Here is a 16,396-nt window from a genome sequence, read left to right on the forward strand (position 1 = left end):
TAAATCTTTGAGTGAAAATCCATGTCACTTACGTCCAATTTGCGGCAGTTTCAATCTGCTGCTCGTCTGGAGCAAATTTTAGGCTCCGTACATGATACCAATAATGATTTTTCTTGGTCCGCAGCTATCGAGCGCGATGAGAAAGAGCAATACCCTCAGCGAGCTGTTGATTTTCTGAATGCTGTGGGTATGAACCGTTTTTATGTGCCTTCAGAGCTTGGAGGCCGTATGGAAATTGGTGAAGAGTTGTTATATCTGCATCGCGTGTTGGCACGACGCGATCTGACCATCAATTCGACCTATAGCACGAATGCTTGGTCTGTGATCGTATGGATCGGTGGTAATGAGAGCCAATGCCAAAACATCGCTAACCGAATTTTAAGTGGTGCTGCTCCAGCGCTGGCTTATAGTGAGAAAGCGCATGGTGCTGACCTGTTATCTAGTGAAGTGACTGCGCAACCTTCCGACAGTAAGTACGTCTTAAATGGCGAGAAATGGTCGATCAATCGCGCCACTCTAGGTGACTCTTTAAGTCTAATCGCTAAAACATCGAACGATCGTGGACCACGTAGTTTAAGTGCATTCTGGCTCGATAAGCGTCATATGGCTTCTAAAGGTACGTATAGCCTGAACCGCCTGCCAACAGTGGGCATGCGTGGTTTAGATATCAGCGGTATTGGTTTTAATAACGCTGAAATTCATAAAGATGCCCTGATCGGTGAAGAAGGCCAGGGGTTAGAACTTGGACTCAAAACTCTACAGGTAACACGTGCATATTGCAGTAGTTTCTCTCTAGGCGCTGGCGATACGATGCTACGCATCGCAACCGAGTTTGCGATTGAACGCGAGTTATATAACAAAAAAGTAATCAGCATACCGTTGGTACGTGAGCAACTCGCTACAGCTTATGCCTACCTTTTAGCAGCGGAGGTGTTATCACTTGTTGGTGCGCGAGGGTTACACGTTTGTATCAATCAGTTCAGTACATGGTCACCAATCGTCAAGGTACTGGTGCCTGAATATGTAGAGTCGCTTGCCAAAATCACATCCTCAGTGCTTGGGTCACGTTTTTTCTTAAGAAATGCATATGCAGATGGAATGTTCCAGAAAGCATTCAGGGACCATCTGATTGTCAGTGTGTTTGACGGTAGTAGCACCGTCTGTCTAGACAGTCTGAGTTTTCAGCTCAAATCTGCCAATAAAGGGCGCAGTAAAAAAGCCGACCATCTCAATCAAGCTGAAGCGAAAGCACGCTATCGCCAGTTATATGACTTACAGGTAGAGACAGGTGCTATTGATTTCCGTGAGCTTGAGATTTTCAACCGAGATGGTGACTTGGTGATGGAATCACTCGAAACAATCATCGAAATGCTCAACGACTCTAATGTCACAGTTGGGTTGTCTGCTGAGACGCTAGCTACGCTACATGAGCGAGCAAACCAGCTTCTTGTTGAACAGCGTTCATTGGATCAAAAAATTCAGGACTACTTTTCAAATTCTGAGCAAAGCAAGGAGTTTGAAACGATGCGCTTCAGTCTTGCCCGTAACTATGCCGAGTTATTCGCTCGTATTGCTGTGTTGGGTTTCTGGGTTTTTAACCGCCATGGTTTAAGGCCTGCTTTACAGAATGGTGCATGGCTGATCATTTTCTTAAATGCTGCTGAAGGGCAGACAGCTCCTCCTATGACGTCACTACGTGAAAGCACATTGGCAGATCTGCTGGACCGAATTTCAACCAATCACATGTTATCTGTCATCGATTTTGCACTGGCACCGCGTGATGCCAAACCGGTTAAAAAGGAGATTACCCCATGAATAAAGATAAAGCTTACTGGAGCGCAATCATTCGTACGCTAGTCGCTAAAGAGATGCGCGTAGAGCCTGAGACGATTGATCCAGATCAAAAATTTACCAGTTATGGTCTTGATTCGATTGTTGCTTTGTCTGTGTCTGGGGATTTAGAAGATCTGACGAAATTAGAACTTGAGCCAACACTATTATGGGATTACCCAACAATCAATGCGTTGGCTGAATATCTTGTTTCTGAGTTGCAGCAGGGAGTTGCTTCATGAACAACCTTGCACGACTAGAACCGGAAGTTCTGTCGCGTCATGCGATTTCTGCAGAGCAGCTTGGCATTTGGTATATCCAACGTCTTGAGCCAACTTGCAGTGCCTACAATATGGTGGTGGCCTTTGATGTGAAGGTTAACCAACCATTAGGTAACAAGCCAATAGAAATACTAGAAGCGGTAATGCATGATTATCCGCTACTGCGCGTAAGCATGCCAGCCAATGATCAGGGAATTGAGCAACTCATCTGGGATCGCGTGTACCCGAATATCATCTTTTCTGATGCTCGTCATATTGAAACTTCTGATTTGACGCAATTGGTTGAACAGGACACCAAGCAGCCATTTGACCTGACTCAGCCACCGTTATGGCGTATTCATTGTTATGAACGCGGTCAAAATCATTATGTAATCGCATTTGTGATTCATCATGCGCTCATGGATTTTTGGTCAATTGGTCTATTGCTGCGAGACGTTAGCAAACGTTTTGGACTCGTTGCAGAGTCGGATGCAGTGAACGGAATCGAGTTTGCACAGTATGCCGATAAGCAGCAGAGCAGCGTGATTGATGATACTGATGAGAGCTTAATTTTCTGGAAAAATGCACTGAAGCATGCACCACATGTGCATAGCATTCCGCTTGATTACCCCCGTCCAGCCGTACAGCAACATAAAGGTAGTTCACTGGTTTTCCGTGTGCCTGAGTCAGTGTCATCTGGTCTTGTAAACTTAGCAAAAGATTATGAGATCACATTGTTCGGGCTTGTGCTATCTGGCTTTTATATTTTGCTGCACAAACTATCTAATGAAAATAATCTAGTGATTGCTACGCCCGTAGCAGGTCGACTTGAACGTTCTTTACGTAATGCATTGGGTCAGTTTGTCAACACGATTGCTATTCACATAGACATCGATGCTGATCAGACTTTACGTCAATTTACGCAACAGGTTCAGGAACAATTAAGACAAAGCCTCAAACATCAAAAAGTTGCCTTTTCTAGAGTAGTTGAAGCTGTCGCACCAAAACGTGATGGAAGTATTAATCCATTGGCTCAGATAGGAATGTTCTGGGAACGTCTGGGTGGTATGGATGAGTTTAAAGAACTACTCCTACCAATCCAGACTCCGGCCACTTTGGTTGGACAAGATTTGACGTTAGGAAGTTTTCCGGTTCGCCAGCAAGAAGGACAGTTGGATATTACGCTGGAAATGGGCGGTGAATATCAAGGTGAACTCGTTGGTGTATTGAAATACAACACTGATCTATTTTCTGCGCAGTCTGCCGAGAATATGGTGCAACTGCTGCAAGCTGTACTATCAGAGATGGTGGCTCACCCTGAACGTAAGATCGTTGAGCTAGATATCGCTCCTGATTATAAAGATGGCATTCAGTTCGAGGCTCTCCGTGGAAAGGTGACTGATTATGCTCAGCATGATCTATTCGCAATGATTCTCAAGCAGATTGATGAGCGTGGTGACAATCATGCTTTGACCTCAAACGATCATACGGTTAGCTATCGTGAGTTAGGTCAACATATTGCGGGTATTGCTGAATATTTGCGTGCACACGGTATTACTCAAGGTGATCGTGTAGGTCTAATGTTAGACCGCACAGCGTTATTGCCAGCAGCAATCCTTGGAATCTGGGCGGCAGGTGCAGCTTATGTGCCACTGGATCCTAATTTCCCAACTGAACGTCTACAGAACATCATTGAGGATGCCGAACCTAAAGTCATCTTGACTCAAACCGAGTTAATGGATGCTCTTAACGTTTCTATGCCTTGCTTAGATATCAATCAAGCTGGTGTTGTGGCACTTGAACAGGTGCGCGAGACGCTTGCCTTTGGTGACATTGCTTATGTGATGTATACATCAGGCTCGACAGGTAAGCCTAAAGGTGTCCGTATTGGGCATCCTTCAATTATCAATTTCTTGCTATCCATGAATGATAGATTGCAAGTAACTGCTGAAACTCAGTTGTTAGCAATCACCACGTATGCATTTGATATTTCAATTCTTGAATTACTCATTCCGCTAATGTACGGCGGTGTGGTCCATGTTTGCCCACGTGAGGTATCACAAGATGGCAATCAATTGGTGGATTATCTAAATGCTAAGCCTATCAATATTCTGCAGGCAACACCGGCTACTTGGAAAATGCTCTTAGACAGCGAATGGAGCGGCAATGCGGGGTTAACGGCACTCTGTGGAGGCGAAGCGCTAGATACTATTCTGGCAGAAAAACTACTCGGTAAAGTCGGTTGTCTATGGAATGTCTATGGTCCGACCGAAACTACAGTGTGGTCTAGTGCGGCTCGTATCACTGATGCAAAGTATATTGATTTAGGTGAACCACTGGCGAACACTCAGCTTTATGTCCTTGATGAACAGCAGCGTTTAGTCCCACCAGGCGTTATGGGTGAGCTTTGGATTGGCGGTGATGGTCTGGCAGTTGATTACTGGCATCGCCCTGAACTGACAGATGCCCAATTTAGAACATTGCCATCTCTACCAAATGCCGGCCGTCTCTACCGAACAGGGGATAAAGTCTGCCTGCGTACAGATGGTCGCTTGACTCATCACGGACGTCTGGATTTTCAGGTCAAGATTCGTGGGTTCCGTATTGAACTAGGTGAAATCGAGAATGTTCTCAAACAAATCGACGGTATTACAGACGCAGTAGTGCTAGTTAAAACTACAGCTGACAACGACCAGAAACTGGTGGCGTATGTAACTGGACAAGAGCTTGATATTGCTGGTTTAAAAAAGATCCTACAAATCCATCTTCCAGTTTATATGGTGCCAAGTGCGTTTATCCGATTGGATGAGTTTCCAATGACGGCTAACAATAAGTTGGATCGTAAGGCATTTCCTGAGCCGATCTTTGAGCAGAGCAATGATTATGTTGCACCGCGTGATCCGATTGAAATCGAACTGTGTACTACCTTTGAGCAGATCTTGTCTGTCAAGAGAGTTGGTATACATGATGATTTCTTTGAATTAGGTGGGCATTCACTATTAGCTGTGAAGCTTGTCAATCATCTCAAAAAGGCTTTCGGTACTGAACTGTCAGTTGCTTTATTAGCACAGTACTCCACTGTAGAACGTCTGGGTGAGATCATTCGTGAAAATAAAGAAATCAAGCCGTCCATCGTAATTGAACTCCGCCGTGGAACCTATGAACAACCGCTGTGGCTGTTCCATCCGATTGGTGGCAGTACCTTCTGTTATATGGAGCTTTCGCGTCATCTTAATCCGAACCGTACCCTACGTGCTATTCAGTCTCCCGGACTGATTGAAGCAGATGCTGCGGAAGTGGCGATTGAAGAAATGGCGACGCTCTATATTGCTGAAATGCGAAAGATGCAGCCTCAAGGGCCTTATTTCCTCGGTGGTTGGTGTTTCGGTGGGGCGATTGCCTACGAGATTAGCCGTCAGTTGCGTCAAATGGGACAACAGGTCACAGGAATTGTCATGATTGATACGCGTGCTCCAATTCCAGAAAATGTACCTGAAGATGCCGATGATGCCATGCTTTTGTCTTGGTTTGCCCGTGATTTGGCTGCGCCTTATGGCAAAAAGTTGACGATTCCAGCGCAATATTTGCGTGAGTTGAGTCCAGATCAAATGTTTGATCATGTACTTAAAGAAGCTAAGGCCATTAATGTTCTGCCTCTCGATGCAGACCCATCAGATTTCCGACTTTACTTTGATACCTATTTGGCGAATGGCATCGCACTCCAGACCTATTTCCCAGACCCAGAAGATTTTCCAATCCTTTTGGTTAAGGCCAAAGATGAGCCAGAGGATTTTGGGGAAAGCTTAGGTTGGGATCAACTAGTCAAAGACACGTTGACACAAGTCGATTTGCCTGGTGACCACTCATCAATTATGTACGCTGAGAATGTCGTAGCTGTAGCCCAGACAATTGATCAGATGTACCCAATTCCTGCATAAGAAATATAAGAAGGTAGAACCACTATGGTGACCATAGAACATGCTTTCCTCATACCGGCCAAGATTGACAAGATTTTCAACTACCTTGCAAACCCAGCCAATGATGCAGGTTGGCAATTATCGTGTAAACATTCTGAACTGCTAGACAGTACTCCGCGTGTGGGCAGTAAGTACGAGATTGGTTTTAGCTTTATTGGTCGTGAAATGTCCTTTAAAGGTGAAATTACACATCTAGTACCGAACGAATTGTATGCGTTTAAAGTAGTGGAGGGACCCTTTCACTACACAGGTACTTACCGTTTCAAACCACATCCGGAAGGTACATGGATTGAATGGGTGTTTGAAGCTGAACCAGGTAGTTTTTTTGGTGTATTGCCGCCAGCACTGCTAAAAAAGATGGTGCTCGCCCAGTTCAAAAAAGATGTCGACAATCTTCAAGCATTGGCTCAGAAGGGTGAAGCCTATGAGTCAGTTGGCAATGAAAATAAACCAACTCTCGAAACCAATAAACCACCTCATAAGACTCAACAAATGATGGAGAGATACGCGCGTTGGATTCTTAGCCACCGCCGTATTGTCTTGACTGTGGTGATGCTCTTAACACTTGCTCTGGCATATCTGGCATCTGGTGTAAAAATTATTATTGACCCAGATGCACTTGCACCTAAAGGGCATCCCTACATCACCTCGACCAAGCTGATTGAAAAGAAATTCGGCTCCAAATATATGGTCGTGATTGGTATTACTCCGAAGCAGGGTGATATTTATCAGCCGCAAGTATTGGAGAAAGTCAAACGCATTACCGAAGAAGTTGATAATGCACCGGGCGTGGTCCGTTCCACGATGATGAGTCTGGCTGCACGTCAGGCAAAAGGTATCGAGGCGAATGCAGAAGGGTTCGATGCCAAGAAACTATTGCCGAGTAGTTCAGTCACTCAAGAAGATATCGATCACCTGAAAAAACTGCTGGCACTGAATCCAACCTATATGAATTCAGTGGTATCTAAAGATCAACGCACTGCTGCGATTTTGCTTGAGCTTGAGGAAAGTCCAGAGGGCTTCCAGAAAATGATGGGCCCGATTAATAAAATCGTAGAAAGCGAACAATCTAAAGATATGACCATCAGTGTCGGTGGCAATCCTGTGTATCTGGATAAAGCTGAAGACTACTCTAAGCGTATCAATATCTTGTTCCCGATTGCCGTATTAGTGATTGGTTTATTGCACTTTGAAGCATTCCGCAGCAAGCAAGGTTTGATTCTGCCGCTCGTTACAGCTTTGTTGGCTGTGGCATGGGGTATGGGCATGATGGGCTTGTTCAAACAGCCAATGGATATCTTTAACTCGCCTACGCCAATTCTGATTCTGGCCATCGCGGCAGGGCATGCCGTGCAGTTGCTCAAGCGCTACTATGAAGATTTTGATCGCCTGATTGCTCAAGGGATGGAGCCTAAAGCTGCCAATAGCGAAGCTGTAGTGCAGTCTTTGGTTCGTGTTGGTCCGGTTATGGTGTTGGCTGGTGGTATTGCAGCGGCTGGATTCTTCTCTCTGTTGACCTTCAACATTCCCACGATTCGTTCATTTGGTATTTTTACAGGAATTGGGATCATCAGTACGCTGGTGATTGAGATGACTTTTATTCCGGCACTCCGCTCAATGTTGCCGCCACCTTCGGTTGTGAAGGTCAAACGCAAAGGCTTGCCAGTTTGGGATTGGATTCCAAACCGTATTGGTGATGTCATTTTGTCAGTTCGCCCGCGAATGATGTTAATGACTGCGATTGCGGCAATGGGCATCTTACTTGCTATCGGCACGAGCCGTATTGTGGTAGACAACGATAGCCGTAATTTCTTCTCTCGCGACTTACCAATGCAACAAGACGACAGATTCTTGAATCAGTCTCTCGGTGGCACAAACAGCCTTTACATTATGGTTGATACCAAAGTTCGTGATGGTATTGAAAACCCTGAAATCCTAAAAGCGATTGATAATACAGAAAAGTTCGCGAACTCAATTCCAGAGGTCGGTAAAACCATCTCTATCGTGGACTATATCAAACGAATGAATCAGGCAATGAATGCTGATCAGCCACAGGCCTTTCAGGTTCCAGCAACCAAAGATATTGTTGCTCAGTATCTGCTGTTGTATTCAATGTCTGGTGAGCCGACTGATTTTGAATCTTACATTGATACAACTCAGCGTTATGCCAAGATCACGATTCTGCTAAAAACAGGTAGTAATCACCGCATCAAAGAAATCCTTGAGTCGCTAAAAACATATATGGCGGGTCAGTTGGGCGACAAGGCTGTAGTAAGTTTTGGTGGTGACGTGACGCAAACCATTGCCTTAACTGAAACGATGGTTCACGGCAAGCTCATGAACATTCTACAAATTTCATTTGCCGTATTCTTTATTTCAGCACTGGTCTTCCGTTCGATTTCAGCGGGACTGATTGTTCTTACACCACTTCTGTTCTCAATTCTTGCCATCTTTGGTGTGATGGGCTGGCTCGACATTCCGCTCAATATTCCGAACTCTCTCATCTCGGCCATGGCTGTAGGTATTGGTGCGGATTATGCCATCTACTTCCTCTATCGCTTGCGTGAAATCTTGCGCGAAGAAGGCGGCGATATCAAAGATGCTATCCGTAAAACCTTAAGTACTGCTGGTAAGGCTTCTCTTTTTGTCGCGACTGCGGTTGCTGGTGGGTATGGCGTATTGTCCTTATCACAAGGCTTTCACGTCCATCAATGGCTCGCAATGTTTATTGTGATTGCGATGCTTTTCAGTGTATTTGCAACCTTAATTATGGTACCTACAATGATTCTAATATTAAAACCTCGTTTTATCTTTTCTTCAAAGAAGAAGAGCATACCTGTTGCACAAACTGTGGTGACAAGCCTTTTGTTGGGTACAGTGCTCACAATGTCGATGCCTAAAACATCTCATGCAGATGAAGTTCAAGATATTGTTAATCGTAGTGATGATGCCTCTAAGTTCTTGTCTTCAACAGCTAGCGCCAAATTTATTTTGACCTCTAAAAATGGCGAGCAACGTGTACGTTTAACTAAAAATATGACCAAGCTTGCTGGAAATACTCAGAACAACATGCGTTTGACTGAGTTTATCTCGCCAGCAGATGTCCAAGGAACCACGACGCTGTTAATTGAAAATGCAAAAGGCAGCGATAGTATGTTTGTCTATTTGCCTGCATTGAAAAAAGTACGCCGTCTTGCATCAGCGAATAAGGGTGATGCTTTTATTGGTACGGACTTTAGTTATGGTGATGTCCTTGGCTATAAGCTCAGTGACTGGAAATACACGAAACTTGCAGATGGCAAATTTAATGGCAAAGATTGCTACATGATTGAAGCAACACCAATCAATAATACGGTGAAGAGTGACTTTGGTTATAGCAAACGTCGTATGTGCATACTCAAAGACAACTTTGTTACAGCAACCATCGACATTTGGGATACAGCAGGCAAACCATTAAAACATATTGAATTCACCGATATCCGTCCTTACGGCAAAGTGAAACCAAGATGGCAGGCCATGAAATCTATGGCGAAGAATCTGCAAACTCAACATATGACGCAAGTGATCGTCAATGATTTTGCGGCAGAAAAAACCTTGTCCGATAAGCTTTTCTCACCGCAGAGTCTTGAGAAATGACGCAAGGTGCCTATTGGGTATTTGTATGCTGCAGTAGCTTTATGCTACTGCAGCATACTTATGCAGATGACAGCGAAATGAGTTTTGTGAGCCAAAACTCAGCTAGACTCGATGTGTGGTCATCAGATCGTGATTTAAGTTCGTTAAAAAACATTGGGCAAGCAAGTTTCTGGTCCAATGGTACACTCAAATTTAACCCTGCATTTAAGCTGCATTACGACATAGTGGTTTCAGACGAAACGGACCACACTGTAAACCCAGATCAGGTGAGTAAGGTAAATCGTAACTTACGTGAGTTGTATGCGTCATATAATTGGGACCAGACCGTCTATGTCGATGTTGGTCGTCAGATTGTCGTCTGGGGGAGAGCGGATGGAATTAACCCAACGGATAACCTATCGCCCCGTGACTATACGCGTCTAGTACCAGACGAGACAGATCAACGTCTAGGAAATGATGCAATCAAATTGACGTATATTCCTGAATCTGGAACCAATAAATGGACGGCATTGTGGTATCCGCGTAGTCGTTCAGATGTGATTCCATTGCGTCAGATTGCTGGTGTTCAGTATGACATAGACCGTAAGAGCCGTCCTGCATTTGCAATGCGTTGGGATTATTCCGTAGATGGTCTAGATGTAGGGGCATCGTATTTCTCAGGTTTAGATCATATGCCTGATCTGTCAGTTCTTTCAGCGTCTCCAACAGGGGAGGCCACATTGCAACTGAAAAATAATCCTATGTCTGTCTATGGGTTTGATTTCAGTTATAACCATAACGATCTCGTATGGCGCGGTGAAGCTGCATATACAAAGACTGACTCGAATGGCAGCGAAGATCTTACCCATAAGAAAAATAATTTAACTATAGTTATGGGGCCGGAATGGTCATTAAAAAATTCTACGCTGAGTTTAGTAGGCGTGTATAAGCATACAGAAGACTTTAAATCTGCCGATAGCCTAACAAATCCATCATTGAGTACAGTCTACCGTTATCAGCAAACGATTAGTGATCAATATGAGCAAGATCAGTATGGAGCTATGCTGCGTTATGCGCTTAACCTATTGAATGACAATTTAAAGTTAGAGTTTACAGGATTCTATTTTGCACCAGAGCCTAATGAATTGTTGAGAGTACGTATTAACTACAACCTCAATGATCACTGGCAGTTAAATGCAGGTGGAGATCGCTTCTGGGGCAGAAATGATACGGTACTAGGACAATTTAGAGATAACAGTCTGGTGTATGCCCAGGTTCGATATAACTTTTAAGATAACTCGCTTCAAAAACAATGCTGGAGTGCCCAGCACCTAATAAGGTGATTTATGGATAATTTAAATAACGCAAAAAAAGATAATTTTTCACGGAAGACCATATTAGTAACAGGTGCAGCAGGTTTTATTGGTAGCAGATTGATCGTTGAACTTCTGCGTGAAGGTCATCAGGTGATTGCTGCGCTGCGTAATGCCGCAACCAAGAAAGATAAGCTATTAGGTTTCATTGCAACCCAAGGGCTGGCTGATCCATCTATATCTTTTGTTGAATATGATTTAAGCCGCGATTTTAAGCTGGACTCTCTATTATCGGACGCCCAGACAAAAATCCATGTAATTTATCATCTCGCAGCATCATTTAATTGGGGCATTAGCAAAGCTGAAGCTGAGCGTACCAATATTAAATCAGGGCTTGCTTTGATTGAGTGGGCTGCAACATTGAAGCAGCTTGAGCGATTTATCTGGATTGGTGGGTATCGTGTGGCTGCGCCGCCGCAAGAATCGGCTGATGAATTGTATTGCAAACATGGTGGTTATGAGGCTTCTAAAATTCTAGGGCATCAAGCTTTCATCGAGGCTTGTAAGCGTTTAAATGTGCCATGGACTGCAATAAATCCGGCGACAGTCATTGATGGTTTTTATAATTATGGCGATATGCAATATATTGGTATTGCTGACATGATTGGTAAGCTCTATCAGGGACGTTTACTGGCATTACCAGGTGGTCGTGACACATTCCTACCTCTATGCAATATGCAGTATATCGTGAGCTTTTTGATCCGAACGATGTCTTATCCTGAAACTATTGCTCAGGAATATATGCTGCTTGATCCTGCGACACCCAAATTTCATCGCCTAGTTCACCTAGCTGCTGAGCATTTGGGAGTTAGCTCACCACATTTACAAATACCTAAAGTTTTGCTCGAGAAATTACCAGAGGTATTACTTGACGGTTCTAAAGAGCAACTTTCTTTCATTTCTACCGAGCACTACCATGTTGCTGGGGCAGAGGCGATGGCGGCGAAGATGGGCATCGCAGACTTGATCAGTATCATGCCTTATTTTTCTCGTTGGATTGATCGCTTGGTGTTTACACGTTTTGGTCGTATGCAAGTACCAACACCTAATTCTTTTAGCTATCAGAACCGTTATTGGACAGAAATTTATACTAACCAGCCAGTTGGTTCAGAAAAAGTTTCTGCATTATTTTTACACGGCATTCCATTTGATAGTGCATGTTGGTCTCCAATCATCAATAAAATTACTTATGATCAGGTCGCTATGATGGACTTACCGGGACTTGGGCGTTCAGGTAGTTATGAAATGATGGAAGATAATAACCATCAATTTATTGATACTGCGGCAGAGCTTTTGGCACCAAATAGTGTAGTGATTGCCCACTCATTAGGATGTCTTTTTGCATTAAATCTTGCAAAGAAATATCCAGATAAAGTTGCACGCCTTATCCTTATATCGCCTTATTTTGTTCAGGCACAGGCTGCAAAAATGTTTCAGATACAAGCGATATCTAAACTCATTTTCCGTTTTGTGCCGAAAGATGTGATTGCTAAAGATTTACATCCAGAGGGGCAACAAAATCTGTCAGTGAGATATGCGATGGATTCACTACGTCGCATGTCAGTGTCTAAGCATATTAGTGAGTACATGCACCACATTAATTTGCCGCAGCAGCGCGCAGCACAGACAGCTTTGCTTTCTGAGCTTCGATCTAAAATCGAGATTATTGTGGGAGAGAAAGATCCAATTGTTACCCCAATCAGTCCAGATATCCCGGTACATATCATCGCTGGTGCAGGTCATAATCCACACGTTACCCATGTAGAAGCGGTTTATGATCACCTTACACCAGTTCTGACAAAGTACATCAGCACTACAGCACAGCTTAGTGATGTCTGATGTAGCGAACGTACAGGTTTATGTTTGCCCCATTTCACGGGTACCAAACAACCATCTCATATTGAGTCATTATCTCAGCTTTCTCAATGCGGCAGAAAAGCTGAGATATGATCAATATCATCCTCATGTAGCGCGACTTTTCTTAATTTCTCGTGTGTTAATGAAGTCTGTTTTATCAGATAAGTTGGGTATCTTGCCCCATGAGGTCATCATTCAATTACAACCTAACGGCAAACCTTTTGTACGAGGCAATAAGGCTATTTATTTTAATCTTAGTCACTCAGCGGACTTTATTGTCTTTGCTGTGACAGAAAAAGGAGAAATAGGAGTCGATGTTGAAAGAATGGACCATGAGTTCGAATGGAGGCGTGTCGATAGCGTGTTAGCGCCAAGTGAAATTGAATGGATTCAGCAAAATGAATGGACTAATCCAACTAGTGTATATCAGCGTTTTTTTCAAATATGGACCTTAAAAGAATCCTATATTAAATGTACTGGTGAAGGAATGAGCCGTCATTTAAAGAAGCTCAACTTTCATGTATCACCTGAACATATACAATTTTTCGATTTAACCAATAATGATGTGCAAAGAACCGAGCAGTATCATTTTAAAAGTTATATCTACAATTATAGTTTTATCTTTTCCCTATGTTTACAGCAGAGTCATTGCCTAGAAAGCTTTAATATAGATTGTTTTCAATTATTACCTTATATATCTACACATCGAATAACTCTAGAACCTTGCGAACATAACTAACTTAAATCAAGGCAATGAGTGATTTTGAAATTCTAAATATATAAACAGATCAAAAGAAAAAGGCACTTACCTTCCGATAAGTGCCTTTTGAATTTGGAGCGGGAAACGAGACTCGAACTCGCGACCCCAACCTTGGCAAGGTTATGCTCTACCAACTGAGCTATTCCCGCATATATGAGCAGTTTTTACTAAAACTTTCTCAAAAAAAACCAATCTGGAGCGGGAAACGAGACTCGAACTCGCGACCCCAACCTTGGCAAGGTTATGCTCTACCAACTGAGCTATTCCCGCGTGCCGCTTATAATACATTAAGCAAAACAAGGGTCAACAACTTTATGCAAATAATTATGCTGATTGCATAAAATAAAAACAGAAATGAGCATTTAGAGTTATTTTTATTGATAAGTTGCCGAATAAATAGACATTTTGTTTGAAGTTAAAGCGTACAAGAGCAACTTTTGTTTGTGTGTAGACAGGGTATACTAGGTCTAAATATACGAATAATCGTAAAAGGAAAAGCTATGAGCCTTGAACAACAGTTGATTGAACGGTTACAGACCCTTGCACCTAGCTATTTAGAAGTCATTAATGAGTCTGCCGGCCACGGTGGTTATTTTCCTGGTAAAGAATCCCACTTTAAAGTGATTGTGGTGAGTGAAGAATTTAACGGCTTGCGTTTGGTTCAGCGTCATCAAAAAGTTTATGCCTTGGCTTCTGATTTAATGAATCCAGGACAAATTCATGCTTTAGCAATCCACGCTTATTTACCAAGTGAGTGGCAAGGCCAAGCGCCAGCGAGTCCAGAATGTGCACATGCACCTAAAAGCTAAAAGCTAAGGGCTTAGTTTATGGATGCACATTTACTCACTAAAATTATCCATATGACTGCGGTAGCAGCTGCACTTATGGTTTTTGTATTACGCGCTTCAACACTATTTATTGGTGTACAAGGTGAACAACCTAACCCAGCAGGGCGTAAAGTTTTAGTTGCTTTACAGCATTTGTCATTTACCGTGGTTTTCATTACCGGAGCAATTTTACTGGTGATGAAGAACTTTCAGGTACAGCCATGGTTCTACGCTAAAATTATCTTATTTTTAGTGCTTTTATCATCTTTAATGAAAGCCTTTAAAAAGGATGACACTATTTTACTAGCTCAGCGCCGTGCGGGTTTAGTCATTAGTGCAATCGCATTTGTTGCCATTATTATTTTGGTGATAGTGAAACCTGTTTTTGCTTAATTGTTCTACATTCTTTGCCTTTTTGCGTAAGCTCTAGGTTAAACTGCATACAGTAAAAAAATATGTAGAGGGAAACATGCTAACTCGTGTGGTGTTTAACCAAAAAGGCGGTGTAGGGAAATCAAGTATTACTGTAAATTTGGCTGCCATTAGCGCCAAACATGGCTTAAGGACCTTGGTTATCGATCTTGATCCTCAAGCCAACTCAAGCCAATACCTTTTAGGCGAAGAAGCAACATACGCTGCTGATAAAGCAGTTTTAGAACCAAATATTGAAAACTTCTTTGAAGATGTGTTGGGAAATAATCAACAAAAAGGTTTAATTGGGAACGCACTGGGCTCAATTCTAAAAGCTCCACGCAACAAAGATCTCGACAGTTTTGTACACTCTACATCCTTTGCAAAATTAGATGTGCTTCCGGCTAGCCCTACGCTCGGTACTCTTGAACATGCACTTGAAAGCAAACATAAAATTTATAAATTGCGTGACTCTATTCAAAGCTTGGTTGGGCGCTATGACCGCATTTATATTGACACACCTCCAGCCTTTAACTTTTTCACATTGTCTGCATTAATTGCAGCAGATAAGGTTCTGATTCCTTTCGACTGTGATGTCTTTTCAAAGCGTGCTTTACAAACATTGATTGAAAATGTTCTCGAAACGCAAGATGATCATAATGATCGCTTGGAAATTGAAGGAATTGTGGTGAATCAGTTCCAGTCCCAAGCAAAACTACCTCGGGAAGTGGTTCAACAGTTAAAAGATGAAGGGTTACCCGTGCTCAATAGCATGTTACCGCCTTCGATTTTGATGAAAGAATCACATCAGAAAAATTTACCTTTGGCTCACTTAGCGCCAGAACACAAATTGACTCAGTCTTATGAGGCATTGTTCAGCGAAATTGAACCAAAACGATAAGAGAAAAATGATGAAAGGCTTATATATTGTGCCTTTGGCAGCGGCCACTTTACTATTGAGCGCTTGTGCTACAACGGTAAAACCGACTTATGTGTCTCCGACGCAGTATCAATCTTTGAGTTGCCAGCAACTACAAAGTGAATATAACCGTATTCAACAATATATCGACAATGGTGTACAGACACCAAAAAGTACAGGTATGGGTGTTGGACTCGGGCTTGGCGGTGGCTGGGGACGAGGCGGTTGGGGATTCGGCCCATCCATCTCTGTCAATATGGGACAATCTTCTTCAACCAAAAACACCGAACTTTCACGTGTATTAGGTCAACAAGAAGCCATTGTTCAGGCTGCTCAGTTTAAGAATTGTCCAATTATTGTTCGGAAAAAGACGAATTAATCATCGGTTTTGCATCACAATATGCTAACTAATTGCATATTGTGATGAATAAAGTTTAGCAAAATGTTTCATAATAAAATTATTATAAATCAATAATTTTTTAAATATAAGCCTTAGAATAACTTGTATTCTTTCTAATCAGAATACGCTCTAAACTTGCTATATTTTGCCCATTTCGTTTAATGTTG

The 16,396-nt window shown here is 42.7% G+C and carries 11 protein-coding genes and 2 tRNA genes; 11 read left to right on the top strand and 2 right to left on the bottom strand.

All coding sequences use genetic code 11. From position 1 onward, the window contains the following. Positions 1–39: 39 nt before the first annotated feature. The 7 genes from EG365_RS08735 to EG365_RS08765 are packed head-to-tail and all read left to right on the top strand — an operon-like array spanning position 40 to position 13,651. Positions 40–1,815, top strand: coding sequence for an acyl-CoA dehydrogenase (locus tag EG365_RS08735; RefSeq protein ID WP_002000465.1), 1,776 nt, complete (start codon positions 40–42; stop codon positions 1,813–1,815). Then, complete coding sequence (locus tag EG365_RS08740) at positions 1,812–2,072, top strand: acyl carrier protein (RefSeq protein WP_001030690.1); 261 nt, start codon at positions 1,812–1,814, stop codon at positions 2,070–2,072. The genes EG365_RS08735 and EG365_RS08740 overlap by 4 nt, the downstream gene beginning before the upstream one ends. After that, positions 2,069–6,028 carry a non-ribosomal peptide synthetase gene (locus EG365_RS08745; RefSeq protein ID WP_001060980.1) on the top strand — a complete coding sequence of 1,320 codons (3,960 nt, stop codon included), beginning with the start codon at positions 2,069–2,071 and terminating at the stop codon, positions 6,026–6,028. Before EG365_RS08740 ends, EG365_RS08745 begins: the two co-directional genes overlap by 4 nt. A 24-nt stretch (positions 6,029–6,052) precedes the next feature. Further along, on the top strand, positions 6,053–9,703 hold the full coding sequence (locus tag EG365_RS08750; protein WP_000256263.1) for an outer membrane lipoprotein-sorting protein: 3,651 nt from the start codon (positions 6,053–6,055) through the stop codon (positions 9,701–9,703). Beyond that, entirely contained in the window at positions 9,700–10,974 is a 1,275-nt protein-coding gene (locus EG365_RS08755) for a DUF1302 family protein (RefSeq protein WP_000191723.1), read from the top strand. The genes EG365_RS08750 and EG365_RS08755 overlap by 4 nt, the downstream gene beginning before the upstream one ends. A gap of 54 nt (positions 10,975–11,028) precedes the next feature. After that, the gene (locus EG365_RS08760) at positions 11,029–12,894 is read left to right on the top strand and encodes an alpha/beta fold hydrolase (RefSeq protein WP_000369418.1); all 1,866 of its coding nucleotides are present in this window, start codon (positions 11,029–11,031) and stop codon (positions 12,892–12,894) included. Continuing rightward, complete coding sequence (locus tag EG365_RS08765; RefSeq protein ID WP_001286029.1) at positions 12,887–13,651, top strand: 4'-phosphopantetheinyl transferase family protein; 765 nt, start codon at positions 12,887–12,889, stop codon at positions 13,649–13,651. Before EG365_RS08760 ends, EG365_RS08765 begins: the two co-directional genes overlap by 8 nt. Positions 13,652–13,745: 94 nt before the next feature. Here EG365_RS08765 and EG365_RS08770 read toward each other — a convergent pair. Both EG365_RS08770 and EG365_RS08775 read right to left on the bottom strand, forming a co-directional pair. Beyond that, a tRNA-Gly gene (locus EG365_RS08770) sits at positions 13,746–13,821 on the bottom strand. 45 nt (positions 13,822–13,866) lie between these two features. After that, a tRNA-Gly gene (locus EG365_RS08775) sits at positions 13,867–13,942 on the bottom strand. A gap of 230 nt (positions 13,943–14,172) precedes the next feature. Here EG365_RS08775 and EG365_RS08780 point away from each other — a divergent pair. From EG365_RS08780 to EG365_RS08795, 4 genes are all read left to right on the top strand, one after another. Beyond that, on the top strand, positions 14,173–14,481 hold the full coding sequence (locus tag EG365_RS08780; protein ID WP_000051231.1) for a BolA family protein: 309 nt from the start codon (positions 14,173–14,175) through the stop codon (positions 14,479–14,481). Positions 14,482–14,499: 18 nt separating this feature from the next. Further along, the gene (locus tag EG365_RS08785) at positions 14,500–14,892 is read left to right on the top strand and encodes a SirB2 family protein (protein WP_000338677.1); all 393 of its coding nucleotides are present in this window, start codon (positions 14,500–14,502) and stop codon (positions 14,890–14,892) included. Between the two features lie 76 nt (positions 14,893–14,968). After that, positions 14,969–15,811 carry a ParA family protein gene (locus tag EG365_RS08790; RefSeq protein WP_000957992.1) on the top strand — a complete coding sequence of 281 codons (843 nt, stop codon included), beginning with the start codon at positions 14,969–14,971 and terminating at the stop codon, positions 15,809–15,811. A gap of 10 nt (positions 15,812–15,821) precedes the next feature. Beyond that, positions 15,822–16,208 (top strand): hypothetical protein, encoded by a 387-nt coding sequence (locus tag EG365_RS08795; protein WP_000677531.1) that lies wholly within the window; start codon positions 15,822–15,824, stop codon positions 16,206–16,208. Positions 16,209–16,396: the final 188 nt, after the last annotated feature.

This window comes from Acinetobacter sp. FDAARGOS_494, from assembly GCF_003812225.1.
GTDB lineage: Bacteria > Pseudomonadota > Gammaproteobacteria > Pseudomonadales > Moraxellaceae > Acinetobacter > Acinetobacter baumannii.